The following is a 26,351-nucleotide window of genomic DNA, read 5'->3' on the forward strand; positions in this document are numbered from 1 at the left end:
TCGAAGGGCCCTGACACGAAGGGCCCTGACACGAAGGGCCCTGACACGAAGGGCCCTGACACGAAGGGCCCCGACCCGAAGGGCCCTGACACGAAGGCTTCCGACCCGAAGGGCCCCGACCCGAAGGGCCCCGACCCGAAGAGCCCTGACACGAAGGGCCCTGACACGAAGGGCCCCGACCCGAAGGGCCCTGACACGAAGGCTTCCGACCCAAAGGGCCCCGACACGAACAGCCCCGACACAAAGGGCCCCGACACGAAGACCCCCGAGCCCGCGAAGCCGACCGCGCACCGCAGCCACACCACCGCGCCCTGGCTGCCGCCCACCGACAGCAAGGCCCCGCGCTACAAGCTCGACCGCGACGGCGTCCTCACCGCACCCGACGGCACCACGTACACCCAGGGCGCCCCCACCGGCCGGGGCAACGGCTTCTTCGGCGCGCTGTCCACCGCCATGCACCACGCGGCCGCGCGGCCCGGAACAGAACCCGCCGAGGCCTCACGCCTGCGGGTGCACGCCGGGGAGCCCGCCACCCGACTGATGAGCATCAGCGGCCTGCCCGGCGACCGGGCCGAGCGTGCCACGCTCTTCACGCCCCCGCCGATGCGGCCACTGGAAGACGGCCCGGAGCACAGCACGGAGGCCCTCGACGGCAACCTGCGCCGCCATCTCGCCAAGGCCCTGTGGGGCCCCACGGCCGACCAGGCGATGGCCCGATGGGCGGCCGCCGCGATGAACACCGCCGTCACCCTGATCGAGGAGAACGGCACCGCCCACACCTACCGCGGCCCGACCAGCGACAGCACCCACCTCCGACTGCGCCGCCGCGGCGGCGACTTCGTCCCCCTCCTTTCGCGCGGCCCGGCGCCCGAGGAGGAGGTACGGGGGCTGAGCACGCTGTCCGGAGCCGATACCAACGTGAACACGCCGTCGGAGCCGCCCGCGACGCCCGCCCCCGCCGCACCTGTCTTCATCCCCTTCACCTCGGGGAACTTCGAGTTCACCAACCTGGAGCACTCCGACGAGACGTACCGCGACAAGGCACTCCGCGTCATCGAGGTGCTGAAGCAGAACGCCACGATCACGGAGTACCTCAACGGCCGGCGTTGCCGCATCACCCTGCACGTGCGCACGACGGAGACCCCCGCCGACGTGATCGACCGTAAGGCGAACGGCGTCGAGATCGCCCTGGCCAGCTACTACTTCGAGAAGTACGGCATCGGCCACATCGTGGGCATGCTGGCCCACGAGATCGGACTGCACCCCCTGGCCTCCGGCAGGGGCGGTATCCGCGACGAGGAGGAGATGTTCCGCGACTTCCCGCTGGCGGTGCCGGGGCTGAGCGCGGATCGCGAAATGAGCACCAAGGGCGCGGGCGACGCCGACCACATCATGGCCGCCTACTCCAGCAGCACGCGCCACCGGCTCTACCGCGACATCGTGGTGGGGATGGCGGAGGGGATCCACGACGGCGTACAGACGGGCGAGGGCAACAATGAACTCACGGACATCACCGACCTGTTCGACAGCTTCCTCATGGACCTCGCCTCCATCGCCGTCTCCAACGACCACCGCCTGAACGCGGCGAAGGAGCCCGGCAACACGGCGAAGGTCTACAACGAGTACAAGAATCAGCTCCGCGACCACCTGGCGGCCACCCCGGAGCGCAAAGCGCTCCTGTCCCTCCTGCCGTCGAACAAGACCATGTTCGGCGTGTTCAACGACTTCAAACGGATCGGCACGTACGTGGCCTTCGGCAACCGCGGCGACAGCATCCAGAAGGAGCCCCCTGCCGGGGCCGGGTGATGTGAACAGCGCGTTGCGATAAGGGAGTTGCTCTGGGCCGCGGTCGCGGTTCCTTCCTACACTCGCCGCGTGACGACACCGACCGACGCACCCGACACGGCAGGCACCCCCGACACGGCGGTCGACGAGGCCGCCTACGACCGGCGCCGGCTGTGCCAATGGCTGGCGGGCCGGGCGCGCGCCGACGGAGTGGCCCGCCGTGACCTGCTGCGACTCCTCGCGGCCGCGGGCCTGGCGACGGGCCTGTCGACGGCGTTCCCGGCCCCGGCACGCGCCGCGGCGCCCGCCGCGCCCGGCATCGTCAAGCCGCTCCCCGAGGACCGGTTCACCGTGCGCGGCACGAACGCGGAGACGAACTTCGCGGCCCTCGCGGACACCGGCCACTCCACCCCCGTCTCCCACTTCTTCGTACGCAACCACACGTCGACACCACAACTGGCGCCCTCCGAATGGGAGTTGCGGGTCTGGGGCAGTGGACTCGCCGGCCGGGAAAGGACGTTCACGCTCGCCGACCTCAAGCGGCTGCCCGCCGTGACCCGCTCCTCGTTCGTCGAGTGCGCGGGCAACGGCCGCAGCTTCTACACCAGCCAGCAGGGCCAGAGCGCCGAGGGCACCGCGTGGACCCTGGGCGCGATCGGCTCGGCCCGCTGGCGCGGCGCCCGGCTCGCCGACGTCCTGCGCCTGGCGGGCATCCGGCGCGACGCGGTCGACATCCTGCCGCGCGGCCTCGACGCGGAGTACGTCACGGCGGACGGCACGAACCTGGGCCATGTGCGCCGCCCGCTGCCCGTGCCGAAGGCCCTCGACGACGTGATCCTCGCCTACGAGATGAACGGCGAGCCCCTCCCGCCCGACCACGGCGCCCCGGTCCGCGTCGTCGTCCCCTCCTGGATCGGCATCGCGTCGATCAAGTGGGTGGGCGACATCGAAGTGTCGCGGGAGCCTCTCTTCTCGCCCTGGAACACGGACTTCTACCGCCTGTTCGGCGACGCCTATCCGCCCGGGGGCAGCGCCCCGCTCACCCGGCAGACCCTGAAATCCGCCTTCGAACTCCCCTGGAACGCAAGCCTTCCCGTACACACCGGCCACCGTCTGACGGGCCGCTCCTGGTCGGGCGCCGGCACCGTCGCCCGCGTCGATATCAGCACGGACGCGGGCCACACCTGGCACCCCGCCCAACTGCACGACACCCCGCGCCGCGCGGACTGGGTCCGCTGGTCCGCACGCTGGCACCCGACGGCCAAGGGCCCTACGGAGCTCCTGGCGCGAGCCACGGACTCGACGGGCCGTACACAACCGCGGACGACGGTGCACAACACGCAGGGCTACCTCTTCGACGCGGTGGTGCGGCACGCGGTCACCGTCGTCTGACGCGGCTCCCCGTCCCGAACCGTTCCGCCGAAACGGGCCGCGCAGACTCACCCCATTGAGCCTGCGCGGCCGACCGTGTCAGCTCTTGGGCATGAGGACGGTGTCGATGATGTAGACGTTGGCGTTGGCGGTCTTGACGTTGCCGCAGACCACGTTGGCGGAGTCGTTGACCTTGTAGGACTCACCTGAACCGGACGTGGTGAGCTTGGACTTCTCCAGTGTCTCGAAGGAGCCCTTCTCCAGGTCCTTGGGGGCCAGCTTCTGACCCACGACGTGGTAGGTGAGGATCTTGGTGAGCTGGGCCTTGTCGTTGAGGACCTTGTCCAGGTCCGCCTTCGGGATCTTGGCGAAGGCGTCGTTGGTGGGCGCGAACACCGTGATGTTCTCGGCGTTGTTGAGGGTGTCGACCAGGCCGGCCTTCTTCACGGCGGTGACGAGGGTGGACAGGGCGGGGTTGTGGGACGCGGCGGTGGCGACCGGGTCCTTGGCCATGCCGTCGAAGGAGCCGGAGCCGCTCTTGGGCACCGAGGAACAGCCCGGGCCGAACGGCTCGCTCATGGTGCCCGTGTCGCCGGAGGGGCTGGCCATGTCCGATGCCTTGGAGGAGCCGGCCGAGCCGCTGTCGGACGCCTTGTCCTTGGAGTCGCTGTCGGAGCAGGCGGTCAGCGCCAGCGGCAGCATGGCGACGGCGGCGACGGTAACGGCAACACGACGGAATCGAGTCTGCATGGCAATCCCTCAACGATCAGGTCAGTGAAGGCGATCTGCCCCCAGCGCCGGTAATCCGGCGCGGGCACGCGAGCGGATTGGTCCCTTCCTCGAATGAGTGACGGGAGTGCGCCGCCGACGCGGTCGTCGGCCCGGATCGGCCAGAAGCAGAAAAAGAGCAGAAGGTGCTGGTCCATTTTGGTCGACACGCTGAACCGCGGCTCACGAAGATCCTCACCTACCACGCGGTGGGAGAGCGGGTCGTGCCGGACAAGCTCGCCGGGGGGAACTTCAAGACGCTGGGGGGCAGCATGCTCACCACCTCCGGCTCCGGCGAGAAGCGCAAGGTCAACAACAGTGCCGACGTGGTCTGCGGCAACGACAGGACCGCCAACGCCAACGTCCACATCATCGACACCGTCCTCATGCCCAAGAGCTGACCTCGCGCCTCAGGCAACCCCGGTCAGTCGACGGTGACGACGACGGAGTGCCGGCCGGAGGCGCCGTCGGGGATGGTCGGGGTGCGCTTGACGGTCTGGGTCTCCCCGGTGCGGTCGGTGGCCCGGACGGTCAGGGTGTGGCCGCCTTTGGTGGCCTGCCAGGGGTAGGACCACTGGCGCCAGGTGTCGCGGGTGTCCTCGGCGGCGAGCCGGGCCTCTTCCCAGGGCCCGTCGTCGACGCGGACCTCGACCTTGTCGATGCCGCGGTGCTGGGCCCAGGCGACCCCGGCGACCATGACGGTGCCGGTCTTCGGGCGGGCGAACGGCTTGGGTGTGTCGATCCGCGACTCGGTCTTGATGGGGGCGTGCTGTGCCCAGTCCCGCTTGACCCAGTAGGAGTCGTAGGCGTCGAAGGTGGTCAGTTCGATGTCCTGGATCCATTTGCAGGCGGAGACGTAGCCGTAGAGGCCGGGTACCACCATGCGGACCGGGAAGCCGTGCTCGAACGGCAGTGGCTGCCCGTTCATGCCGAGGGCGAGTAGGGCGTCGCGCCCGTCCATCACGTCCTCCACCGGGCTCCCGATGGTCATGCCGTCGACGGAGCGGGCCACGAGCTGGTCGGCGGGGCCGCCCTTGGACGGGGGTGTGACCCCGCACTGTTCGAGCAGGTCGGCCAGGCGGACGCCGATCCAGCGGGCGTTGCCGACGTAGGGGCCGCCGACCTCGTTGGAGACGCAGGTGAGGGTGATGTTGCGTTCGACGAGGGGCATTTTCAGCAAGTCGGCGAAGGAAAGGGTGAGTTCGCGGGCGACGCCCTTGCCGTGGATGCGGAGCTTCCAGGTGGTGGCGTCGACCTTCGGCACGGTCAGGGCGGTGTCGACGCGGTAGAAGTCGCTGTTCGGGGTCATGAACGGGCTGATGCCGCCGATCCGCAGCGCGGCCCCGCGGGGCACCGGCGCGGCCTTCGAGGACGGCGCGGGGATCACCACGTCCTTGCGCGAGGCGACCGCGTTCTGCTCTTGCGAGCCGCTGAGCGCGCGACCGGCCAGACCCGCCCCGGTGGAGGCGGCGGCAGCCGCGGTGGCGGCCAGAATGAAGCCGCGCCGATCCCAGCCGGATGCACCCGGGAGCGACGCGGGTGTCGCCCCCGCGTCGGTGGCGGGCTCCCGGCCGGCGGTCGGCCGTGCGGGATGCCCGAGACGTCCGATCAGCCAGTACAGCAGGCCGGCGCCGACGAGCGTGCCGATGACGGACGGCAGGGCATCGGCCGGGCTGGTCGAGTCGGGCCTGCTGGTGGCCGCCAGTGCCCCCACCACGCCGAAGGCCAGGACGCCCAGTGAGCCGATCAGCCGCCACCTGGTGGCCAGCATGCCCAGAGCGAGGGCCAGCAGGGTCAGCACGGCGAGGATGCCGAGCTGGAGCACGAGTTTGTCGTTCGTGCCGAAGTGGCGGATCGCCCAGTCCTTGACGGCGGGCGGGGTGCGGTCGATCGCCGCGCCGCCGACCGCGACGACCGGCCCCGACTCGGGCCGTACGGCGGCGGCGACCAGTTCGGCGACGGCGATCGCCGCGTATCCGGCGAGCAGGCCGCTCAGTGCGCCCAGCGACAGGCGGGTGATGCCGCGGAGCGGCTGTTGCGTTGCGTCGTCCATGTTCGGGAATCCGTCCCCGTGGCCTGCTCGGATTGGTCGTTCACGCCATCGGGGCATGACTGCCGCCTCGCAGAAGTACCCATCCCGCTCCCGGCGCCCCCTCCGACACCGCGGGTGCCTCGCGCCGGTTCCTCTGTTCGGCGGCACACCGGACGAACGGATGCGGGGCGATCGGGTGAGAGATCGTGCGGTGACCAAGCCTGGCGGCCCAGGACACCGGATTACCTCCAGGAAGCCTGGCCGGAGAGGTCCTCGCCGAAGTGTTGGGGGAGATGTGCTGAAACCACACGATGTGCTGCGCGCGGCAAGGAACCGGTGGCCCCGTGGGCGCGCTGAGAGAAACCCGGCAGCCACGGGCGACCGTTCCTGGGACGAAGCGGGTTTCGTGGCCGAGCGTCCGCCGAAAGGGCTGCGGGAAGCGGTGCTGGCCGCCATCCAGGACGTTCCCCAGCATCGTCCCCGCGCGGCCGGACCGACGACGGACGACCCCGCTGTGTGACCGGTCGCCGGGCGTGGCCGCAGGTCAGCACACCGGGCGTGGCAATGATCCGCGTCTTACGGTGGAGGGACCGGACGCGGCTGGGCGGAATCCGGGCCTTGCATACGGGAAGAACACGCCACATCCGATTGTTGGCTTATACACATATGCGCACTCCCCCCACCCCGTACAGGAGCCATGGTGCAGTCCACCGTTGAACACCCCGCCGACGTCGTCACCCGGTTGCGCGCCACCTTCCGCACCGGGCGCACCAAGCCGCTCGCCTGGCGCACCGAGCAGCTGCGCGGCCTGCGGGCCATGCTGACCGAGCACGGCCAGGACCTCGCCGCCGCGCTCCAGGCGGACCTGGGCAAGGGCGAGGCCGAAGCGTTCCGCACCGAGATCGACTTCACCGTGCGCGAGATCGACCACACCCTGGAGCGGCTGGCCGACTGGCTGCGGCCCGAGCCCGTCGAGGTTCCCGAGCGGCTCGGCGCGGGAACCACGGCCTGGACCGTGCAGGACCCGCTGGGCGTCGTGCTCGTCATCGCGCCGTGGAACTACCCGGCGCAGCTGCTGCTCGCCCCGGTGGCCGGTGCGCTCGCCGCGGGCAACTGCGTCGTCGCCAAGCCGAGCGAGCTGGCTCCTGCCACCTCCCGCGTCATCGCCGACCTGCTGCCTCGCTTCGTCGACAGTGATGCGCTGGCCGTGGTGGAGGGCGCCGTACCGGAGACCACCGCCCTGCTGGAGCAGCACTTCGACCACATCTTCTACACCGGCAACGGCACCGTGGGCCGCATCGTGATGCGCGCCGCCGCCGAGAACCTGACCCCCGTCACCCTGGAGCTCGGCGGAAAGTCGCCGGCGTTCGTCGACCGGGACGCGGACCTCGCGACGGTGGCCGCCCGGCTGGTGTCCACGAAGTTCCTCAACGCGGGGCAGACCTGCGTCGCCCCGGACTACGTCCTGACCGACCCGGGGACCGCGCGCGGACTGGAGGGTGCGCTGGCGAAGGCCGTACAAGAGACCTTCGGCGCCGATCCGGCCCGCACGTCCGCCTACGGCAGGATCGTCAACGACCGGCACTTCGACCGGCTGACGGGCCTTCTCGACTCCGGCCGCGTGGTCGTCGGCGGTGAGCACGACCGTGCCAGCCGGTACCTCGCCCCCACCGTGCTCGCCGACGTCGCGCCGGACTCGCCGGTCATGGCCGAGGAGATCTTCGGGCCGATCCTGCCGATCGTGGAGGTCGACGGCCTCGACGAGGCCATCGCGTTCATCAACGACCGCGACAAGCCGTTGGCGCTCTACGCGTTCACGGAGTCCGGGGCGACCCGCGACCGGCTGATCGCGGAGACCTCATCGGGCGGCGTCGGCATCGGGCTGCCGGTGGCCCATCTCACCGTGTCCGACCTGCCGTTCGGAGGCGTGGGCGAGAGCGGCATGGGCCGGTACCACGGCCGCTACTCGCTGGAGACGTTCAGCCACCGCAAGGCGGTACTGGACAAGCCGCTCGGCTGAGCCGCACCGGGGAACATTGCGGGGCCCCGGCCGGGGCCCCGCATGCCGGGCGGGGCGGTCCGGATCAGGCCGGGCGCACGGCGGCGAGCTGTTCCTCGGTGTAGCCGAGTTCCGTCAGCACCTCGTCGGTGTGCTGGCCCAGTTCGGGGCAGTGGCGGCGCAGGGAAGTAGGAGTGTCGGAGAAGGCCAGCGGGCTGCCGATGAGCCGGTAGAGCCCCTCGGTGGGGTGCTCGGTGACGGCGAGCATGCCGCCCTCGGCCCAGTACTCGTGCTCGCCTGCGTGATCCAGGTCGAGGACGGGCGCGAAGGGGATGCTGGCGTCCGCGCAGAAACTCTCCCATTCCTGAGTGGTGCGCTCGGGGGTGTGGCGGGCGATGAGTTCGTAGAGTTCGCCGATGTGCTCGCTCATGCCGGCGCGGTCGGCGAAGCGCGGGTCGTCGTTGAGGTCGGTGCGGCCGACCTCCGTGAAGAAGTCGCGCACGTTGGCGACGGAGTACGGCAGGATGCAGGCGTAGCCGTCCTTGGTGGGCAGCGCTTCGTGGCCCGGTGCGAGGGAGCGGGGAAAGCCGACGTCGCCGTGCGGCGGCTCGAAGGCACGTCCTCCGATGTGTTCCAGCAGGGTGAAGGCGAACATGGTGTCGGCCATGGGGACTTCGACCTGCTGACCCCGGCCGGTGCGCACGCGGGCGAGCAGGGCCGCCATGACGCCCTGCACGATGGCCAGGCCGCAGATCTTGTCGGCGAGGACGGTGGGCACGTACGAGGGTTTGCCGGTGGCCCGGCGCATCAGGTCGACCATGCCGGAGGTGGACTGGATGACCTCGTCGTAGGCGGCCCGGTCGGCGTAGCGGCTGTCGGTGCGGAAGCCGGCTGCCCGGCAGTACACCAGGCGGGGGTTGGCCGCGGCCAGATCGTCGTAGGTCAGGCCGAGCTTCTTGAGCGCGCGCGGCCGCATGTTGGTGATGAGCACGTCGGCGTCGGCGATGATGTCGAGCGCGGCCTGGTGGCCCGACCGGCTCTTCAGGTCCAGGGCTGCCGAGCGCTTGTTGCGGTTGAGGTTGAGCATCAGGGCGCCCAGGCCGTTCTCGCGGCGCTTGTGGAGCTGGCGCATCACGTCGCCCGCCGGGGGTTCGATCTTGACGACCTCGGCGCCCAGGTCACCGAGGATCCGTGCCGCGTAGGGGCCCATGACGACGCTGGCCAGGTCGACGACGCGGATGCCGTCCAGGGGGCCCGGCGTCGTCACGCCGTCGGTGCGGCCGGTGGTCTGCTCGGGGGGTGTGGTGTCGGTCATGTGGAGCGGTCCTTTCCTGGGAGGGGGCACGGCCGGTGCTCAGACGAAGGCGCTGATCCCGGTTGCGGCGCGGCCGACGATCAGCGAGTTCATCTCGCGGGTGCCCTCGTAGGAGTAGAGGGCCTCGGCGTCCGCCCAGAACCGGGCGACGTCATGGTCGAGGAGGATGCCGTTGCCGCCGAGGAGTTCGCGGGCGAAGGACACCGTCTCGCGGGTGCGGGTGGTGCTGAACATCTTGGCCAGGGAGGCCTGTTGGTCGGAGAGCCGGCCTTCGTCCTGGAGCTGCGCGGCACGCACGTTGAGCGTCTGGCAGGCGGTGATGTTGGCGAGCATCTGGGCGAGCTTGTCCTGGACGAGCTGGAAGGCGCCGATGGGCCTGCCGAACTGTTCGCGGTCCAGCGCGTACTGCCGGGCGGCCTCGTACGCGCCCATCGCACAGCCCAGCGCGTTCCAGGACACTCCCAGGCGGGTGGTGCGCAGCACCCGTGCGGTGTCCTTGAAGGAGTGCGCCTCCTGGAGGCGGTCGGCTTCGGGGACGCGGACATGGTCGAGGCCGATCTCGGCGTTCTGCACCATGCGCAGCGACACCTTTCCCTCGATCTTCTCGGGCGTGAGGCCGGCCGCGTCCTTGGGTACGACGAAGCCCTTGACCTGGTCGTCGGCCTCGTCCTTGGCCCACACGACGACGAGGTCCGCGAAGGTGGCGTTGCCGATCCACTTCTTGCGGCCGTTCAGGACCCAGGTGTCGCCCTCGCGGCGGGCGGTGGTCGTCAGGCCGCGGGAGGCTCCGGAGCCCACATCGGGTTCGGTGAGGGCGAAGGCGGCGATCTTCTTCCACTGGCGCAGGCCGGGGATCCAGCGCTGCTTCTGCTCCTCGGAGCCGCACAGCATGATCGTGGCGATGCCCAGCCCGCTGTGGACGCCGAAGAAGGTGGCGAAGGAGGGGTCGACGCGGGCGATCTCCATGCTGGTCATGCCCGCGACCAGCGCGCCCCGGCCCGGACAGCCGAAGCCGTCGAACTGCAGCCCGGCGATGTCCAGCTCACGCAGCCCCGCGATCAGGTGGTGCGGGAACTCGGCCTTCGCCCACTGGTCGTTGACGACAGGGCGGACGTTCTCCAGCATCCAGCGGCGGACGGTGTCCAGGCGCTCGCGGTCACCCGGTTCGAGCAGGTCCTTGATGCCGTAGAAGTCGGCCTCCACGGCGCCCGGGTCCGCCGCGTGGATGCGTACGGGGTGCGCGCTGCCGTCTGCGGGAGCGTTCTGCGGGGTCATCGGGCGTCCTCTTCTCGGTCGGTGGTGGCGCTCGGGGCATCGAGGTTCACCTTGCGGCCGGAGGCGGCGGCGCGCTCGGCCGGCAGGCGATGGCGGGGGACTTTTCGATCTCCAATTACTTGTAATATGCATCTTTCGGGTTGCCGTTCTTCGCGTGATCAAACCGGGTGAGTGCCGCATCACAGCGGACCGTCTTTCGCCTGGCCGCTGCCCGTGAAAGGCGTGCGGTTAGGGTGCGGAGATGACCTCACTGCCCCGTATCGGCAAGCGCTGCCACGACTCCCTCAACCCGTTGCACTCCCAGCTCTACTTCGCTCCCGAGGCGGAGAAGGAGTTCACCGCGGTCGGTCTCGAGGCGGGCCGGATGGCCTACTTCGCGGGGCGCGCGGCGGCGATGGGGGCCGTCGGAGCGGGCGTGGTCGCCGCCACGTTCTACAACTTCAGCCCGAGCCTCGTGGCCCGTCACCTGCCGCGCGCGTGGGAACTGGCCGCACCGGACGCGGTGCTGGACGCCCGGCTGGCCGCGGCCGACGGCTCCCTGCGACGCCTCCTGGGCGAGGACATCGCCGAGGACGCCGAAGTCGCGGAGGCGGCCGGGCTGGCCGCCACGGCCGCCGAGGCGTGCGGAGCGGCGGGGCGCCCCCTGTACGCGGCGCACGCGGCTCTGCCCACGCCGGAGCGGCCCCACCTCGCGCTGTGGCACGCCATCACCCTGCTGCGCGAGCACCGCGGCGACGGCCACCTGGCGGCCCTGTCCACCGCGGGACTCGACGGCCTCGAGGCACTGGTCACCCACACCGCGACCGGCAAGGGCTTCACCGCGGAATTCGCCTGCTCCAGCCGCGGCTGGAGCAAGCAGGAGTGGGACGCGGCACAGGAACGGCTGCGCGACCGGGGCCTGCTCGACACCGAGGGCGGCCTCACACCGCGCGGCGTCGACCTGCGCCGCGCGGTGGAGGAGACGACCGACCGGCTCGCCGTCGCGCCCTACGCGCATCTCGGCGAGGCCGGGGTCGAGCGCCTCACGGAGATCGGCGGCCGTCTGACCGGCCGCGCCCTGTCCGCGGGAGCGTTCCCTCCGGGCGTCTTCGCCCGCGGCTGACCACGGCCCGCCCCGCCCCGCTCCGTGTCATCGGCGGCCCCAACTTCCCTCTGGCCGGGCCGAGTCGGGGCAGCAGATCGTTGCCGAGCGGTACGTGCTCACTGAGCGGCTGGGCAGCGGCGGTGCGGTGGCCCCGGGAGGGATCGCACTCGGGGCCGGACACGAACAGCCTGAGCGGTAAAGGTGAGCAAAAGTGACCTACGACGGCTGATCACTTGGCAGACGCGGCCTGGTCGGGTACCGCACTGTCCGACGGCGCGTCACTGCGTCCGTAGTGGTGCGTGGTGAACATGTACACGAGCCCCACGCCCACCACGACACCGCCGCTGAGCAGCACGATCCAGTTGTCGTACCAGGGGGCCTCGGGGGTGCGGGGCCAGGCGATGTTGACGATGGCGAAGATTCCGTACGCCAGTGCCCCGATGTTGACCAACAGGCCCCACCGGCCCAGCCGGTACTCGCCGCTCGGCTTCCAGCCCTTGACGCGGGCCCGCAGCGCGGCCAGGACGACCATCTGGAAGGCCGCGTAGATGCCGAGGATCGCGAAGGACACGATGTTGGTCAGGGCGTCTGCCGAGATCAGCGAGCCGACCGCGATCAGCGCCGGGATGACCGCGGCGACCAGCAGCGCGTACTGGGGCACCGCGCGGGACGGCGAGAACTTCCGCAGCAGACGGTGCCCGATGATCATCTCGTCGCGGGCGTAGGAGTAGATCAGCCGGCCCGCCGCGGCCTGCAGGCTGATCGTGCAGGACAGGAAGGAGATGAGGACGACGGCCATCACGATGCGTGCGCCCGCCTCGCCGAGGGCATCGAAGAGGATCTTGACGACCGGGTCGCTGTCCTGCCCCGAGATCACGGCCCGGTAGTCGACCACGGCCAGTAGCAGCGTCAGGCAGGTGAAGGTGGCCGCCGCCCCGCCGACGTAGATGGTGCGGCGCATCGCCTTGGGGATCACCTTGCCGGGGTGCTCCACCTCCTCGGCGACGTCACCGCAGGCTTCGAAGCCGTAGTACTGGTAGAAGCCGATGATGGCCGCACCCAGGAAGACGGGCAGGTAGGAGCCGTCGCCGGAGGCGCCGAAGTCGTCGAAGAGGACGCCGAGGCCGTGGAAGCGGTGCGTGACCAGCAAGATGATGCCGACGACGAGGGCACCGATCAGCTCCGCGCCGAAACCGATCAGCGCCGCCCACGAAAGGGCCTTCGTACCGGCGTAGTTGATGAGCACGGCGATGGCGATCAGCGCGATCGTGCACAGCACGGTGGTGTGCACGGTGGGGCGGAATCCGAGCAGCATCGCGATGTAGGGCCCGGCGCCGTACGCGACGCTGGTGATGGTGACGAGCAGCGCCCACACGTAGACCCACCCGGTCATCCAGGCCCAGCGCTTGCCCCAGAGCCGCCGGGCCCACGGGTAGACCCCGCCCGCGACCGGGTACTGCGCGACGACCTCGCCGAAGACCAGCGCGACGAGGAACTGCCCGCAGCCCGCCATGACGAAGGCCCAGATCATCGGCGGGCCGCCGTCGGCGAGAGCCGTGCCGAAGAGAGTGTAGGTGCTCACCACGGGCGAGAGGTAGGTGAAGCCGAGGGCGAAGTTCGCCCAGGGCCCCATCTCCTTGCGGAACTCGGACTTCGTCTCCCCGGGGCCCGATTCGGCGGTGCCGTCCGGCGTTGCGGGAACGGTCACCGGCTCCGTCCTTCCGTTACCAGCGGCCGCGCGCCCTGGGCGCCGGTCCACTCCCCGTCGACGAACAGTTCCGGCATCGTGGATTCCCTCGCTCGCGTATCTGTCCGCCGACGCGTCCGGCCGGCACATCACCAGCCACCACATCGTCCGATCGCTCACACCGGTCACGCGGACGCGCCGACCGGGGGAGGGCGGCCGGAAAGACGACTCGGTCGGGCTAGTGCCGGATCGAGCGGCGTTCGCCCGGGTTGACGACGGCACGTACGGCCCGGCCGAAACGCGGGGGCCGTGCCAGTCCAGGCACAGGACGGTGGCGTCGTCCTGGGGCGGGTGGCCGGTGCGGGGCGGGGATCCCGAAGGGCAGGTCCACGGAACCGGGAGGAACGCCGGCATCGCGTCCCCCCGGCGGTCCGTCTCCACAGGCGGGGCTGCGATCCTGGACGGCTGTAAGCCGTGACCAAGTATGTGGTTTTGAGGTGTGGGAACCGGGGTGGACCTGTGTTCGACGCAGGCAGAGCCCGGACGGACTGTCCGGACCGATACGAGCGCGCCGTTGGGAATGGCTACCTTGGTCCACGGGGTTCCGGCAGCGCCGTACCTGTCGACGGGAACGAGAGCGGAGCGGCCAACAGACCGGTCGGTCGTGACGGATTGTGAGAGATGAGAGTGTGTGACACGTGAGTGAGACGATGACGCAGACCCTCCAATACCGCTTTGACGGGCCAGAGGACGCCCCTGTCCTGATCCTGGGTCCGTCTCTCGGTACCACCTGGCACATGTGGGACCGGCAGATACCCGACCTGGTCCGGCAGTGGCGGGTGTTCCGCTACGACCTTCCCGGGCACGGCGGCGCCCCCGCCCACCCGGTCGGTTCCGTCGCGGAGCTCGCGGACCGGCTGCTCGCCACGCTCGACGAAGTGGGCGTGCAGCGCTTCGGGTACGCGGGCTGCTCGCTCGGCGGCGCGATCGGCGCCGAACTGGCCCTGCGCCACCCGCAGCGCGTCGCGTCCCTCGCCCTGATCGCGGCCTCGCCGCGCTTCGGAACGGCCGACGAGTTCCGCCAGCGCGGTGTCATCGTGCGCAGCAACGGCCTCGACCCCATCGCGCGCACCTCGCCCGAGCGCTGGTTCACGTCAGGGTTCGCCGCCGCGCAGCCGGCGATCACGGACTGGGCGGTCCAGATGGTCCGTACGACGGACCCCGGCTGCTACATAGCGGCCTGCGAGGCGCTGGCCGCCTTCGACATCCGTACGGAACTGGGCGCCATCGGCGTCCCGACCCTCGTTCTGGTCGGCTCGGAGGACCAGGTCACCGGCCCCGCGCAGGCCCGCACCCTCGTCGCCGGCATTCCGGACGCCCGCCTCGCGGTGGTTCCCGGCGCCTCCCACCTGGCCCCGGTCGAGCAGCCGGCGGCCGTCACCGACCTCCTCGTACGCCACTTCTCCTCGGCCTGGCTGCCCGCGTACGAGACCGGCCAGCACGCCATTCCGGCCGCGCCGGTCAAGCCCGTCCTCGCCCCGCCGCCCCCACCGGTGGCCCCCGTCGCCGAGATCGCCGCGGCCGCGCTGCAGCCCGAGGCGGCCGTCCGCCCCGACCCGCACGACGCGGGCCTGAAGGTGCGCCGCGAGGTCCTGGGCGACGCGCACGTGGACCAGGCCCTGGCCACGGCCGACGACTTCTCCGGCGACTTCCAGGCGTTCATCACGCGCTACGCCTGGGGCGAGATCTGGAGCCGCCCCGGCCTGGACCGCCGGATGCGCTCGGGCGTGACGCTCACGGCCATGGTCGCGGGCGGCCACCTCGACGAGCTGGCCTTCCACACCCGTGCGGCCCTGCGCAACGGCCTCACGGCGGACGAGATCAAGGAGATCCTGCTCCAGACAGCGATCTACTGCGGCGTCCCCGCGGCCAACTCCGCGTTCAAGGTGGCCCAGCAGGTCATCCGCGCGGAGACGACACCGCAGGAGTGATCTTCAGCCGGGTAGCCGGAGCACCGGTCTCCGACTACCCGGACCGTGCCGCACCGCAGCAGGATGGGACCCATGAAGCTCACGAAGAAGTCCCACTCCTGCGTCCGTCTGGAGAAGGACGGACAGACCCTCGTCATCGACCCGGGCGGGTTCTCCGAGGAGGACGCCACGCTCGGCGCCGACGCGATCCTGGTGACGCACGAGCACCCCGACCACTTCGACGAGGAACGGCTGCGCGCCGGGCTGGAGAGCAATCCCGGCGCACAGATCTGGACTCTGAAATCGGTTGCGGAGCAGCTCGCCGCGGCGTTCCCGGGCCGCGTCCACACGGTCGGCCACGGTGACACGTTCACCGCGGCCGGATTCGACGTCCAGGTCCACGGCGAACTGCACGCCGTCATCCACCCGGACATCCCGCGCATCACGAACGTCGGCTATCTCGTGAAGGGGGCCGAGGGCGGCACGGTCTTCCACCCCGGCGACGCGCTCACCGTCCCCGACCAGCCGGTCGAGACGCTGATGCTGCCGGTGATGGCGCCGTGGAGCAAGATCTCCGAAGTCATCGACTACGTACGCGAGGTCAAGCCGCGCCGCGCCTACGACATTCACGACGCGCTCCTGACCGACCTGGCCCGCCCGATCTACGACCGGCAGATCGGCGGGCTCGGCGGCGCGGAGCACCTGCGGCTGGCGCCGGGGGCCTCGGCGCAGTTGTAACAGCCGACAGACCCTAGCGGTTCAGGAGTTCGAGCACCTCGTCCGTCGTGCCGAGCTCCGCGATCCGCGGGAAGATCTTGCCGAAGGCGTGCTCGTGGGACGCGGCGTCCGTGTCGGTCGTCGCGTCCGAGACGATCACCTGGTGGTAGCTGAGCTCGAACGCCGAGCGGGCGGTCGACTCGACGCCGATCGATGTCGAGATGCCGCCGAGCACGATCTGCGTGACGCCGCGCCGGCGCAGCTGCAGGTCCAGTTCGGTCCCGGTGAACGCGCCCCAGTGCCGCTTGGTGATCACGATGTCGTCGCCCAGCGGGCCGAGCTCGGCCGGGAACTCGGCGAACTCGGCCGGCGGCGCCTGGGTCAGGCCGGGCTCCACGGCGCGGTTCACCGGCAGGTCGCCGCCGTCGGGCGACCAGGTCACGCGGACGCGCACGACGGGCAGGCCCTTGGCGCGGAAGGCGTCGGCGAGCCGGGCGCCGTTCTTCAGCACCTCGTCGGAGGGGTGCACGGTGGGGAGGCCGAGGATGCCGTTCTGCAGGTCGATGAGGACGAGGGCGGGGCGCTCGTCGAGGGGGGTGCTGATGCTCATGGTGAACAGGTTACCTGTCTGACAGGAAAACTTGCAAGGTTGCCTGTCTATGTCCGGGTGCCGCGAGGGCCCGATGTCGTACCCGCCCGGTAAGTTGTGAGGCATGCGTATTGCCACCTGGAACGTGAACTCGATCACCGCGCGGCTCCCGCGCCTCCTTGCCTGGCTGGAGAGCAGCGGTACGGACGTGCTGTGCATCCAGGAGACCAAGTGCTCGGCGGAGCAGTTCCCCGCGGACGAGCTGCGGGAGCTGGGCTACGAGTCGGCGGTGAACGCGAACGGCAGGTGGAACGGGGTGGCGCTGCTCTCCCGGGTAGGCCTGGAGGACGTCGTCAGGGGCCTGCCCGGCGACCCCGGCTACGACGGCACGGAGGAGCCCCGCGCCGTCTCGGCGACCTGCGGCCCGGTCCGCGTGTGGTCGGTGTACGTGCCGAACGGCCGTGAGGTGGACCACCCGCACTACGCGTACAAGCTCCAGTGGTTCGAGGCCCTGACGGCGGCCGTCGCGGGCGACGCGGCCGGCTCCCGCCCCTTCGCGGTCATGGGCGATTACAACGTGGCACCGGCCGACGACGACGTCTGGGACATCAGCCTCTTCGAGGGCGCCACGCACGTCACCCCGGGGGAGCGGGCCGCGCTCGCCGCGCTGCGCGAGACGGGCCTGACGGACGTCGTCCCGCGCCCCCTCAAGTACGACCGCCCGTTCACGTACTGGGACTACCGCCAGCTCGGCTTCCCCAAGAACCGCGGCATGCGCATCGACCTGGTCTACGGGAACGCGCCGTTCGCCGGAGCGGTCAAGGACGCGTACGTCGACCGCGAGGAGCGCAAGGGGAAGGGTGCGTCCGATCACGCACCCGTGGTGGTGGATCTCGACGTGTAGCGCGAACGCGGCGCGCCCCCGAGATGGCGCACGCAGTGCTCATCTCAGGGGCGCGGGGAGCGCGACCAGCCACGACGGCGCCGCACGTCTCCACCGGCGATCGGAGCTACGGCGCGAGGATCCTCAGGTCGACAGAGTCGGCCAGGGCCGCCAGCCCCGCATCCCCGGGATGCAAGTGATCCCCGCTGTCGAAGTCGGCCCGCATCCGAGAGGGTCGCGCCGGATCCCGCACCACCGCATCGAAATCAAGCACCCCGTCGAACCCTGAACCGGCCCCGCGCACATACGAGTTGACGGCAACCCGCTCCGCGTCGGCGGCGGCCGTGCACAAGGACTCGCCCTCGCACGGAGTGATCGTCGCCCCGACCACCTTCAGTCCCCGTGCGTGTGCCCGCTCCACGATCTCCCGCAACCCCGCCTCGATCTGCGAGGCGCTCGCGCCCCAGCGCACGTCGTTGACGCCCTGGAACACCACGACGGTCCGGGCCGAGGTCTGCGCGAAGACGTCCCGGTCGAGCCGGTGCAGGGCGCTGACCCCGCCCGTGTCCGTGGAGATCCCGTCCCCGGGGTACCGGTCGGCGACGACCCGGTTCGCCGAGATGCCCTCGTTGAGCACGCCGTACCGCGGTACGTCCGACTGGGCGAGGAGGCGTGCGGCGAGGACGTTCGGCCAGCGCCGGTTCGCGTCCTGCGTCGACTTCACACCGTCGGTGATGGAGTCGCCGAGCAGCACCACCGACCCGGGACCGCCGCCGACGTCGATCCCGGTGAGCAGCGGCCAGTACGAGATCGTCGACGTGTACGCCGAGCCCGCCGCCTCCACCGCGTGGTCCCCGGGACCGCTCACGTACGAGCCCTGGATGGCCTGGCTGTGCACGGGCGCCGCGGCCACCGGCTCCGGCAGATGGAAGCTCACCAGGAGGTTGGTGTCGGCGGGCACGCGGAAGTTCACCGGGTCGCTGAACGCCTGGGCTCCCGCCGGGAGTTGGGTGCCCAGCTTGCCCCGGAACGTCAGCGGCACCGGCTTCCCGCGCGCGCTCGCCCCGGACCCCTGCACCGCCACCGACGCGCTCCCGATCCGTACCGGGGTCGACGCGAACGTGTTGTCCAGCCGGATCCGTACGCGCGGCCCGCCCACGCTCGTGTGCACGACGAGCCGCACCGTGCGATCGGCCCACGGCCCCACCGTCGTATAGCCGGCGGGGGAGGCCGCCCACGTTCCGGTCCACCCCGTCGTCGCCGCGCGCACCGACAGCGCGAACACGTGCAGGTCGGCGCTGCCCGTGGCCCGCGGCAGCTCGACGGACGCGATCCGGTGCCCCGCCCGCACGGGCACGGTCACCACGTACAGCCGTGTCTTCTCGGTGAGTTGACCGCCCGGAGTGTTGCGGTGCGGCAGTGCGACCGACTTCGTGGCGAGCGGTCCGGTACGCCAGTCGGGGGCGGTGAGCGTGTACGCGGACCGGGTCCCGTCCGCGTAGCGCACGACACCCGAGCCCCGCGCGTCCCCGCCCGTGCCGGCGACGAGGAACGCCAGCGCGTCGCCCCGGCCGGTGACGCGGACCCGCTGACCGTCCGCCCGTACGTTGTCGGGCCCGGACCCCGCCGACCTCGGCCAGGTCAGCCGGGCCCGGTCAACTCCGATACCGCGCCCGGCAGTCCAGCCCGCGGCGGTCAGATCCTGCGCGGAGAGCGAGCCGCCCGCGCCGTCGAAATCGGCCACGTCGGGCGCACGGTCGTCGCTGACCGCCCGGTTGTCGAAGAGCCGCTCCAGGGGGAGCGGCCCGGGTCTGTGCGGGGCGGCCGCCTGGGCCGTCGTGGCGGGGGCGAGCCCCGCGCAGAGGGCCAGTAGGACGGCGGCTGTCCAGGTGCGTCGGCGCACGGCCGGCTCCCTCCGTGGTGCGGGCTGGTGTGTCAGGTGCGCCATGAAGGTAAGGAGGGGGTGGGAACGCGTCAATGAGGTGCGGCCGAAAGAGGCGTGAACTCGCCGGGAACGTAGGCCCGCGCGCCTGTGGTGCGCGGGCGGGGCCGGATGCGAGGCTGGTCGGTATGAAGATCCCTTTCGTGGACAATTGGCGTAAGAAGCACGGTGCGACGGCCGTGGCCGTCTTCTCACCGGACGGTGCCGACGCCGAGGGCGTGGCCGAACTTCTCTCCGAGTGCGAGCTGTTGCGTGCCCAGGCCGAGCAGTCCGGGGTCGAACTCGACGACTCCGTAAGGTCGTTGGAGGCGCTCGACCAACTCGTGCCGCGCTGGCGGGAGGACGAGGAGACGCTGCACTGGCTCGGCAACGACGCGGGCCTGTACCTCGGCACCGTTCTGGTGCACCGGGTGCCCGGCGCCATGTGGGTGATCTGGCCCAACGGGCAGCCGGTGGTGCGTCTTGCCTCGGGCCGTGAGATCGACGTGGTGGAGGCCGGTCAGGAGTGGGCGGCGAGCGGCGCGCCGGAGTTGTCCCGGTTCTACGCGGAGGCTGCCGAGTCATAGGGCTTTTCGGGGAACGCAGTTGAGCCGCAAATACGGTTAATGCCCATAAGTGCGTGTCGTCGGTTAAGTCCCATTACGGCGTGGATAGTTTGCGCGGACCGACACAGCTGAGAGTGGGCAGGTACTGCCATGGCCGTCGATCCGTTGATCGAGCTGCGTGACGTGAACAAGTACTACGGGGAGCTGCATGTCCTCCAGGACATCGACCTCACCGTCGGCAAGGGGGAGGTGGTGGTGGTCATCGGCCCCTCGGGGTCGGGCAAGTCGACGCTCTGCCGGACGATCAACCGTCTTGAGACCATCCAGTCAGGAGCCATCCGGCTCGACGGCCGGCCGCTGCCCGAGGAGGGCAAGGCGCTCGCCCGGCTGCGCGCCGAAGTGGGCATGGTCTTCCAGTCCTTCAACCTCTTCGCGCACAAGACAGTCCTGCAGAACGTCTCGCTGGCCCAGGTGAAGGTCAGGAAACGCAAGAAGGACGAGGCCGACAAGCGCTCCCGCGAACTCCTCGACCGGGTCGGACTCGCCGCGCACGCGGACAAGTTCCCCGCGCAGATGTCCGGCGGCCAGCAGCAGCGCGTGGCCATCGCCCGCGCCCTCGCCATGGACCCCAAGGCCCTGCTCTTCGACGAGCCGACCTCGGCCCTCGACCCCGAGATGATCAACGAGGTCCTGGAAGTCATGCAGCAACTGGCCCACGAGGGCATGACGATGGTCGTGGTCACCCACGAGATGGGCTTCGCCCGCACCGCCGCGGACCGTGTCGTCTTCATGGCGGACGGCCGGATCGTCGAGGACCGCGCCCCCGAGGACTTCTTCACCCACCCGGAGAGCGAGCGCGCCCGGGACTTCCTCTCCAAGATCCTCAAGCACTGACGGGGGGTGCAGCACGCATGATGCGCAAGCCGCTACAGCTCCTTGCCGCCTTGCTGGTGTCGGCGCTCGCCGCCACCGCCTGCGGCAAGGAGGGCAGCCCGCCCACCAAGGGACCGTCGGGCGACGAACTCCCCAAGTACCAGGTGGCACAGGGGTTCTCGCTGCCCGACTCCTCGACGTGGAACAAGGCGAGGAAGCGCGGCCACTTCGTCGTCGGCGCCAAGGAGGACCAGCCCTACCTGGGGGAGAAGAACCCGGCCAACGGCGTCTACTCCGGTTTCGACATCGAGGTCGCCAAGATGATCTCGGCCTCGCTCGGCCTCGACCCGAAGAAGATCTCCTTCCGGACGATCGCCTCCGCCAACCGCGAGACCGCCCTGCAGAACGGCCAGATCGACTACTACGTCGGCACCTACACCATCAACGACAACCGCAAGAAGCTCGTCGGCTTCGCCGGGCCCTACTACATGGCCGGTCAGTCCCTGCTCGTACGCACCGACGAGGACGACATCCACGGGCCCGGCGACCTCGCCGGCAAGCGCGTCTGCTCGGCCGCCGGTTCGACCCCCTACCAGCGCATCCAGGCCGACTACCCGAAGGCCGAACTCGTCGCGTACGACACGTACTCGATCTGCGTCGACAACCTGCTGACCTTCCAGGTCGACGCCGTCACCACCGACGACGCGATCCTGCTCGGCTTCGCCGCCAAGGCCCCCGACGAACTGAGGACGGCGGGCAAGCCGTTCTCCGAGGAGCCGTACGGCATCGGCGTCCCGAGGAGCGACAACGCGCTCCGGGCCGCCATGAACGACGCCCTGGAGGCCCGGCAGAAGAACGGGGACTGGAAGCGGGCGTACGAGGCCACGCTCGGCCTGTCCGGCGTGCCCGCCCCGAAGCCGCCGGCCGTCGACCGCTACCCGGCGAACTGAGGAGGCGTCCCATGAACGTCCTGACCGACAACTTCTCGGCGTACTGGAAGGGCTTCCTCGGCACGGTCGAACTCACCGTGTACGCCTCGGTCCTGGCCCTCGTGCTCGGCTTCGTCATGGCGTCCTTCCGCGTCGCGCCCGTCGGCTCCTTCCGCGCCCTCGGCACCGCCTGGGTCACTGTCCTGCGCAACACCCCGCTGACCCTGCTGTTCTTCGCGGTCCTGCTCGGCCTGCCGCGCTTCGGGCTCGTGCTGCCCTTCACCGTGTTCGCGGTGCTCGCGCTCGGCTGCTACACCTCGGCGTTCATCTGCGAAGCGCTGCGCTCCGGCATCAACACCGTACCCAGGGGGCAGGGCGAGGCGGCCCGCAGCCTCGGCATGACGTTCGGTCAGACCCTGACCACCGTGATCCTGCCGCAGGCCTTCCGGTCCGTGATCCCGCCGGTCGGCTCCACGCTCATCGCCCTCGCCAAGAACTCGGCGATCGCCGGCGCGTTCAGCGTCGTCGAACTGCTCGGCACGTACAAGACCCTCAGCGAACTCGGATACAACATCATCTGGACGTTCGTCTGGATCGCGCTCGGCTACCTCATCATCACGCTCGCCATCAGCGCGGTCTTCAACGTCCTCGAGAAGCGCTGGGGAGTCGCCCGATGAGCCGCCCCATGAAAGCTTTCGACCACAGCGCCTCCGCGCTCTACGACTTCCGGGGCCCCAGAACCGAGCGCCGCCACCGGCTCTACGGGCTGATCTCCACGCTGCTCGTGCTCGCACTCCTCGGCTGGGTCCTCTACCTCCTGTTCGACACCGACCAGTTCACGTACACGAAGTGGATGCCCTTCGAGTACAAGGGCATCCAGGAACTGCTGCTGCGCGGGCTCGGCAACACGCTCAAGGCCTTCGCCATCGCGGCCGTGCTCTCGCTCGCGCTCGGCACGCTCCTCGCGGTAGGGCGCCTCTCCGACCACAAGCCGGTGCGATGGCTCACGACGCTCTTCGTCGAGTTCTTCCGCGCCATGCCGGTCCTCGTGATGATCTTCTTCATCTACGTGGCCCTGAAGATGGAGCCCCTGTCCGCGCTCGTCGCGGGTCTGACGCTCTACAACGGCTCCGTGCTCGCCGAGGTGTTCCGCTCAGGCATCAACTCCGTGGAGCGCGGGCAGCGCGAGGCGGCCTACGCGCTCGGCATGCGCAAGACGCAGGTCATGACGCACGTCCTCGTACCGCAGGCGGTGCGGGCCATGCTGCCCGCCATCATCAGCCAGCTGGTGGTCGCCCTGAAGGACACCTCGCTCGGCTATTTGATCACCTATGAGGAGTTTCTCCATGCCGGGAAGCTGATCGCGTCGAACCTCGACTACGATTTGCCCTTCATCCCCGTGGTGATGGTGATCTCGCCGATCTACATCGGGATGTGCATGGTGCTGTCGTGGTTCGCCCAATGGGTGTCAAGGCGCCAGCGGCGCAACCCCAAGACGGACGCCGCGGATGTCGCCGCGGCCGAACCAGGGACGCTGCTGCCAGGCGCGCAGTAGGCGGAGCATGGGCAGTCCCCGCCCAGCAGCCGGAGATCACTTCGCAGCCCGCGGAGAAGGTCAGCTGCGCGCGGAACGGGACGCGCCTGCTTGCCGAGGCCGAGCGGGCCCTTGTCGCACTCGTACGCGACAGGGGTACCGCTCCCCTTGGTTTCCGGGCCTCTCTCGGCCGGCGAGGCTATGTCGCGCGGTGCGAGGTGCGCGGAGCCGCCGGGGCGGGGAGCGGTGTCTGGGCGGCGCGGGTGACATCGGATACCAGTTTGACCACGTCAGGGCCGTAGGCCCCCGAGTTGACGACCTTCAGGAGCAGCACGAACGAGCTGTTGCCGTGCTTGCGGGCGAGCCGCTCGTGGTGCCGGGCGAGATAGCGGGTGGCGGCCTGGTTGGTGATGGGGAGCTGGCCGCAGAAGAGGAACACCGGTCTCGCCTCCTTGGCCTGGCCCGCGGTCAGCCGCGCGAGGACCACGTACTCGGCGACCCCGGGCTGCAGCCGGTAGCGCTCGGAGCCGATCTGGAAGGCGCCGCGGTCCGGGCCCGGTTCGGGGTCGGTGTTGACGCGGATGCCGGGCAGCAGGCTCACCATGTGGGCCGCCATCCGGCGGTTCGAGGCGGGGCCCCCGACGCAGAACTCCGTGCGCTCGCCGAAGCCCTGCCGGGCCGTGTCGTGGGCGACGACCTGGGCGTGGGCGCCGCAGTCCTTGATGAGCGCGGAGAGTTCGAGGAGCGCGAAGACGTCGTGGCGCTTCACCGTCAGCTCGGGGCCGCCCGCGTCGCGGTTCACCACCAGCAGCGACTCGGAGTTGTCGGGCAGCCCGAAGAAGGCCTGCTTGCGGCGGAGCCTGCGCTTCCAGAGGTAGGTGCGGGCGAGCCAGCCCAGCGCGGCGCTGATGCCCGCTGCGATCAGGCCGAGGACGATGTTGCGCACGTCTTCAGTCATGGGGGCGCACTCTAGCCAACCGACGCACCGGTGTTCGAGAGGGTCCTGACGGCTCTGCGAAGTCAAGTTACGCTGCGCTGACGGCTGTTGACCGGAGGTACTGATGAGGCGTTCAGTTGGGCGGAATCTGTCGCTCTGCGCGGTTGCGGTGAGCATGGTGGCGGTCGGGGCGGCCGCGCCCCCTTCGTCCGCTTCCGGCAGCCCCGGCGGCTCGGGTGGCTCGGGTGGCTCCGTGAAGAAGGTTCCGGTCGCCGTCGGGTACGGCGGGGCCGTGGCGAGCGTCGACGCGGACGCCTCGGCCGCGGGCATCGAGGTGCTGCGCAAGGGAGGCAACGCGGTGGACGCCGCCGTCGCCACCGCGGCCGCCCTCGGCGTGACCGAGCCGTACTCGTCCGGTGTCGGCGGGGGCGGTTACTTCGTCTATTACGACGCCAAGTCCCGCAAGGTGCACACCATCGACGGGCGCGAGACGGCGCCGCTGACGGCCGGATCCGACCTGTTCCTGGAGAACGGCAAACCGCTCGCCTTCAACGACGCGGTCACCAGCGGGCTGAGCGTCGGCACTCCCGGTACCCCCGCCACCTGGCAGTCCGCCCTCGACGCGTGGGGCAGCGAGCGGCTCTCCACGGTGCTGCGGCCTGCGGAGAAGCTGGCGCGCTCCGGGTTCACGGTCGACGACACGTTCCGCTCGCAGACCGCCTCGAACGAGGCCCGCTTCCGGAACTTCCCCGAGACCGCGAAGCTGTTCCTGCCGGGCGGGCAACTCCCTGTCGTCGGCTCGACGTTCAAGAACCCCGACCTGGCGCGCACCTACCAGGAACTGGCCCGCAAGGGCGTCGGGGCGATCTACCGCGGTGACATCGGCGCCGACGTCGTGAAGACCGTCAACAAGCCGCCGACCGCCGCGGGTTCGGGATATGTCGCGCGGCCCGGGAAGCTGACGGCGAAGGATCTGAAGGAGTACGCCGCCAAGTACCAAGCGCCGTCGAAGACTTCGTACCGCGGCCTGGGCGTCTACTCCATGGCGCCGTCCTCGTCCGGCGGCACCACCGTCGGCGAGGCCCTCAACATCCTTGAGAAGACGAACCTGTCGAAGGCGTCCGACGTGCGGTACCTGCACCGGTTCATCGAGGCGAGCCGCATCGCGTTCGCCGACCGGGGCCGCTGGGTCGGCGACCCCGCCTTCGAGGACGTCCCCACGAAGCAGCTCTTGTCGCAGAAGTTCGCCGACGCGCGGGGCTGCCTCATCAAGGACGACGCGGTGCTCACCAGTCCGCTCGCGCCCGGGGACCCGATCCACCCGGGGGCATGCGGCAAGACCGGCGACAAGGCCGCCCCGACGACGTACGAGGGCGAGAACACCACGCATCTCACGGCCGCCGACAAGTGGGGCAACGTCGTCTCCTACACCCTCACCATCGAGCAGACGGGCGGCAGCGGCATCACCGTCCCGGGCCGCGGCTTCCTGCTCAACAACGAGCTGACCGACTTCTCCTTCGCGCCCGCCGGCCCCGACGTGCACGACCCGAACCTGCCGGGCCCCGGCAAGCGTCCGCGGTCCTCCATCTCCCCGACCATCGTGCTCGACAAGGCCGGCAAGCCGGTCGTGGCGGTCGGTTCACCGGGCGGCGCCACCATCATCACCACCGTGCTGCAGACGCTGACCGGGTTCCTCGACCGCGGCCTGCCGCTCGTCGACGCCATCGCGGCGCCCCGCGCCAGCCAGCGCAACGCCGCGCAGACGGAGCTCGAACCCGGCCTCTACGACAGCGCGCTCCGAGCGAAGCTGGAGGCCATCGGGCACTCCTTCAAGGCCAACCCGGAGATCGGCGCCGCGACCGGCGTACAGCGGCTGCCGGGCGGCAAGTGGCTCGCGGCCGCCGAGCCGGTGCGGCGCGGCGGCGGCTCGGCGATGGTGGTCGAGCCGGGCCGGTAGGTGACGCTGGGCTCATCGCGCTCTGCGTCGTCGCGGCCCGCGCACCGCGTTCCGTCGAGGGCGTAGCCCGGCGCGAGTACGAGGTGCGCGGGACGCCCGTGACAGCGTGCAATTGGCCATCATCGCCTACGAGTTGGGGCCAGGGGCGCCGTCCGGCTT

General features: G+C 70.5%; 20 protein-coding genes and 2 pseudogenes. 14 read left to right on the forward strand and 8 right to left on the reverse strand.

The annotated features are described in order from the left end of the window. Window positions 1–1,806 (forward strand): annotated as a pseudogene (locus tag AB0J02_RS03040) (hypothetical protein); the annotation flags it as partial. Between the two features lie 69 nt (window positions 1,807–1,875). Further along, on the forward strand, window positions 1,876–3,177 hold the full coding sequence (locus AB0J02_RS03045) for a sulfite oxidase (RefSeq protein ID WP_363191790.1): 1,302 nt from the start codon (window positions 1,876–1,878) through the stop codon (window positions 3,175–3,177). A gap of 78 nt (window positions 3,178–3,255) precedes the next feature. Here AB0J02_RS03045 and AB0J02_RS03050 read toward each other — a convergent pair whose 3' ends face one another. After that, entirely contained in the window at window positions 3,256–3,906 is a 651-nt protein-coding gene (locus AB0J02_RS03050) for a fasciclin domain-containing protein (protein WP_363191791.1), read from the reverse strand. 200 nt (window positions 3,907–4,106) lie between these two features. On the opposite strand from AB0J02_RS03050, the pseudogene AB0J02_RS03055 reads away from it, so the two are divergent. Next, window positions 4,107–4,325, forward strand: a pseudogene (locus AB0J02_RS03055) (fasciclin domain-containing protein); the annotation flags it as partial. Between the two features lie 23 nt (window positions 4,326–4,348). Here the strand turns inward: AB0J02_RS03055 and AB0J02_RS03060 are convergent. Next, window positions 4,349–5,977: a sulfite oxidase gene (locus AB0J02_RS03060; protein WP_363191792.1), complete on the reverse strand. Its 1,629-nt coding sequence runs from the start codon at window positions 5,975–5,977 to the stop codon at window positions 4,349–4,351. Window positions 5,978–6,653: 676 nt separating this feature from the next. On the opposite strand from AB0J02_RS03060, the gene AB0J02_RS03065 reads away from it, so the two are divergent. Continuing rightward, a complete protein-coding gene (locus AB0J02_RS03065) occupies window positions 6,654–7,976 on the forward strand; it encodes an aldehyde dehydrogenase family protein (protein ID WP_363191793.1) in 1,323 nt (440 codons plus the stop codon). Between the two features lie 64 nt (window positions 7,977–8,040). Here AB0J02_RS03065 and AB0J02_RS03070 read toward each other — a convergent pair whose 3' ends face one another. Then, window positions 8,041–9,270 (reverse strand): CoA transferase, encoded by a 1,230-nt coding sequence (locus tag AB0J02_RS03070; RefSeq protein ID WP_363191794.1) that lies wholly within the window; start codon window positions 9,268–9,270, stop codon window positions 8,041–8,043. Window positions 9,271–9,309: 39 nt separating this feature from the next. After that, window positions 9,310–10,545 carry an acyl-CoA dehydrogenase family protein gene (locus AB0J02_RS03075; RefSeq protein ID WP_363191795.1) on the reverse strand — a complete coding sequence of 412 codons (1,236 nt, stop codon included), beginning with the start codon at window positions 10,543–10,545 and terminating at the stop codon, window positions 9,310–9,312. A gap of 241 nt (window positions 10,546–10,786) precedes the next feature. Between AB0J02_RS03075 and AB0J02_RS03080 the strand changes: the two genes are divergently transcribed. Next, window positions 10,787–11,647: a hypothetical protein gene (locus AB0J02_RS03080; protein WP_363191796.1), complete on the forward strand. Its 861-nt coding sequence runs from the start codon at window positions 10,787–10,789 to the stop codon at window positions 11,645–11,647. A gap of 211 nt (window positions 11,648–11,858) precedes the next feature. Here the strand turns inward: AB0J02_RS03080 and AB0J02_RS03085 are convergent, their stop codons facing one another. Next, on the reverse strand, window positions 11,859–13,337 hold the full coding sequence (locus AB0J02_RS03085) for an APC family permease (protein WP_363191797.1): 1,479 nt from the start codon (window positions 13,335–13,337) through the stop codon (window positions 11,859–11,861). A gap of 677 nt (window positions 13,338–14,014) precedes the next feature. Here AB0J02_RS03085 and pcaC point away from each other — a divergent pair. Beyond that, complete coding sequence (gene pcaC / locus AB0J02_RS03090; protein ID WP_363191798.1) at window positions 14,015–15,307, forward strand: 4-carboxymuconolactone decarboxylase; 1,293 nt, start codon at window positions 14,015–14,017, stop codon at window positions 15,305–15,307. A gap of 72 nt (window positions 15,308–15,379) precedes the next feature. After that, on the forward strand, window positions 15,380–16,024 hold the full coding sequence (locus AB0J02_RS03095) for an MBL fold metallo-hydrolase (RefSeq protein ID WP_363191799.1): 645 nt from the start codon (window positions 15,380–15,382) through the stop codon (window positions 16,022–16,024). A 13-nt stretch (window positions 16,025–16,037) separates the two neighbouring features. On the opposite strand, the gene AB0J02_RS03100 is transcribed toward AB0J02_RS03095, so the two are convergent. After that, on the reverse strand, window positions 16,038–16,613 hold the full coding sequence (locus AB0J02_RS03100) for an isochorismatase family protein (RefSeq protein ID WP_363191800.1): 576 nt from the start codon (window positions 16,611–16,613) through the stop codon (window positions 16,038–16,040). A 103-nt stretch (window positions 16,614–16,716) separates the two neighbouring features. Here AB0J02_RS03100 and AB0J02_RS03105 point away from each other — a divergent pair, with 103 nt between their 5' ends. After that, a complete protein-coding gene (locus AB0J02_RS03105) occupies window positions 16,717–17,496 on the forward strand; it encodes an exodeoxyribonuclease III (RefSeq protein WP_363191801.1) in 780 nt (259 codons plus the stop codon). Window positions 17,497–17,602: 106 nt separating this feature from the next. On the opposite strand, the gene AB0J02_RS03110 is transcribed toward AB0J02_RS03105, so the two are convergent. Further along, window positions 17,603–19,378, reverse strand: coding sequence for an SGNH/GDSL hydrolase family protein (locus AB0J02_RS03110; RefSeq protein WP_363191802.1), 1,776 nt, complete (start codon window positions 19,376–19,378; stop codon window positions 17,603–17,605). 167 nt (window positions 19,379–19,545) lie between these two features. On the opposite strand from AB0J02_RS03110, the gene AB0J02_RS03115 reads away from it, so the two are divergent. The 5 genes from AB0J02_RS03115 to AB0J02_RS03135 all read left to right on the forward strand — a co-directional run bounded on the left by AB0J02_RS03115 (window position 19,546) and on the right by AB0J02_RS03135 (window position 23,319). Then, window positions 19,546–19,983, forward strand: coding sequence for a DUF6278 family protein (locus tag AB0J02_RS03115; protein ID WP_363191803.1), 438 nt, complete (start codon window positions 19,546–19,548; stop codon window positions 19,981–19,983). A gap of 129 nt (window positions 19,984–20,112) precedes the next feature. Continuing rightward, the gene (locus AB0J02_RS03120; RefSeq protein ID WP_363191804.1) at window positions 20,113–20,856 is read left to right on the forward strand and encodes an amino acid ABC transporter ATP-binding protein; all 744 of its coding nucleotides are present in this window, start codon (window positions 20,113–20,115) and stop codon (window positions 20,854–20,856) included. A gap of 17 nt (window positions 20,857–20,873) precedes the next feature. Then, complete coding sequence (locus tag AB0J02_RS03125) at window positions 20,874–21,785, forward strand: glutamate ABC transporter substrate-binding protein (protein WP_363191805.1); 912 nt, start codon at window positions 20,874–20,876, stop codon at window positions 21,783–21,785. 11 nt (window positions 21,786–21,796) lie between these two features. Further along, window positions 21,797–22,441 carry an amino acid ABC transporter permease gene (locus AB0J02_RS03130; RefSeq protein WP_363191806.1) on the forward strand — a complete coding sequence of 215 codons (645 nt, stop codon included), beginning with the start codon at window positions 21,797–21,799 and terminating at the stop codon, window positions 22,439–22,441. Next, entirely contained in the window at window positions 22,438–23,319 is an 882-nt protein-coding gene (locus tag AB0J02_RS03135; protein WP_363191807.1) for an amino acid ABC transporter permease, read from the forward strand. The genes AB0J02_RS03130 and AB0J02_RS03135 overlap by 4 nt, the downstream gene beginning before the upstream one ends. A 178-nt stretch (window positions 23,320–23,497) precedes the next feature. Here AB0J02_RS03135 and AB0J02_RS03140 read toward each other — a convergent pair whose 3' ends face one another. After that, window positions 23,498–24,256, reverse strand: a complete 759-nt coding sequence (locus AB0J02_RS03140) for a hypothetical protein (RefSeq protein ID WP_363191808.1) — start codon at window positions 24,254–24,256, stop codon at window positions 23,498–23,500. A gap of 103 nt (window positions 24,257–24,359) precedes the next feature. On the opposite strand from AB0J02_RS03140, the gene ggt reads away from it, so the two are divergent. Continuing rightward, window positions 24,360–26,192 carry a gamma-glutamyltransferase gene (gene ggt, locus AB0J02_RS03145; protein ID WP_363191809.1) on the forward strand — a complete coding sequence of 611 codons (1,833 nt, stop codon included), beginning with the start codon at window positions 24,360–24,362 and terminating at the stop codon, window positions 26,190–26,192. Window positions 26,193–26,351: the final 159 nt, after the last annotated feature.

Source organism: Streptomyces sp. NPDC050264, from assembly GCF_040655895.1.
GTDB lineage: Bacteria > Actinomycetota > Actinomycetes > Streptomycetales > Streptomycetaceae > Streptomyces.

Bases quoted from the DNA above. Each gene is read 5' to 3' on its own strand.
- AB0J02_RS03135 (WP_363191807.1), top strand. From the start codon at position 22,438: ATGAGCCGCCCCATGAAAGCTTTCGACCACAGCGCCTCCGCGCTCTAC.
- AB0J02_RS03130 (WP_363191806.1), top strand. From the start codon at position 21,797: ATGAACGTCCTGACCGACAACTTCTCGGCGTACTGGAAGGGCTTCCTC.
- ggt (WP_363191809.1), top strand. From the start codon at position 24,360: ATGAGGCGTTCAGTTGGGCGGAATCTGTCGCTCTGCGCGGTTGCGGTG.
- AB0J02_RS03050 (WP_363191791.1), bottom strand. From the start codon at position 3,906: ATGCAGACTCGATTCCGTCGTGTTGCCGTTACCGTCGCCGCCGTCGCC.
- AB0J02_RS03095 (WP_363191799.1), top strand. From the start codon at position 15,380: ATGAAGCTCACGAAGAAGTCCCACTCCTGCGTCCGTCTGGAGAAGGAC.
- AB0J02_RS03115 (WP_363191803.1), top strand. From the start codon at position 19,546: ATGAAGATCCCTTTCGTGGACAATTGGCGTAAGAAGCACGGTGCGACG.
- AB0J02_RS03080 (WP_363191796.1), top strand. From the start codon at position 10,787: ATGACCTCACTGCCCCGTATCGGCAAGCGCTGCCACGACTCCCTCAAC.
- AB0J02_RS03070 (WP_363191794.1), bottom strand. From the start codon at position 9,270: ATGACCGACACCACACCCCCCGAGCAGACCACCGGCCGCACCGACGGC.
- AB0J02_RS03125 (WP_363191805.1), top strand. From the start codon at position 20,874: ATGATGCGCAAGCCGCTACAGCTCCTTGCCGCCTTGCTGGTGTCGGCG.
- AB0J02_RS03065 (WP_363191793.1), top strand. From the start codon at position 6,654: ATGGTGCAGTCCACCGTTGAACACCCCGCCGACGTCGTCACCCGGTTG.
- AB0J02_RS03120 (WP_363191804.1), top strand. From the start codon at position 20,113: ATGGCCGTCGATCCGTTGATCGAGCTGCGTGACGTGAACAAGTACTAC.
- AB0J02_RS03140 (WP_363191808.1), bottom strand. From the start codon at position 24,256: ATGACTGAAGACGTGCGCAACATCGTCCTCGGCCTGATCGCAGCGGGC.
- AB0J02_RS03100 (WP_363191800.1), bottom strand. From the start codon at position 16,613: ATGAGCATCAGCACCCCCCTCGACGAGCGCCCCGCCCTCGTCCTCATC.
- AB0J02_RS03075 (WP_363191795.1), bottom strand. From the start codon at position 10,545: ATGACCCCGCAGAACGCTCCCGCAGACGGCAGCGCGCACCCCGTACGC.
- AB0J02_RS03060 (WP_363191792.1), bottom strand. From the start codon at position 5,977: ATGGACGACGCAACGCAACAGCCGCTCCGCGGCATCACCCGCCTGTCG.
- AB0J02_RS03105 (WP_363191801.1), top strand. From the start codon at position 16,717: ATGCGTATTGCCACCTGGAACGTGAACTCGATCACCGCGCGGCTCCCG.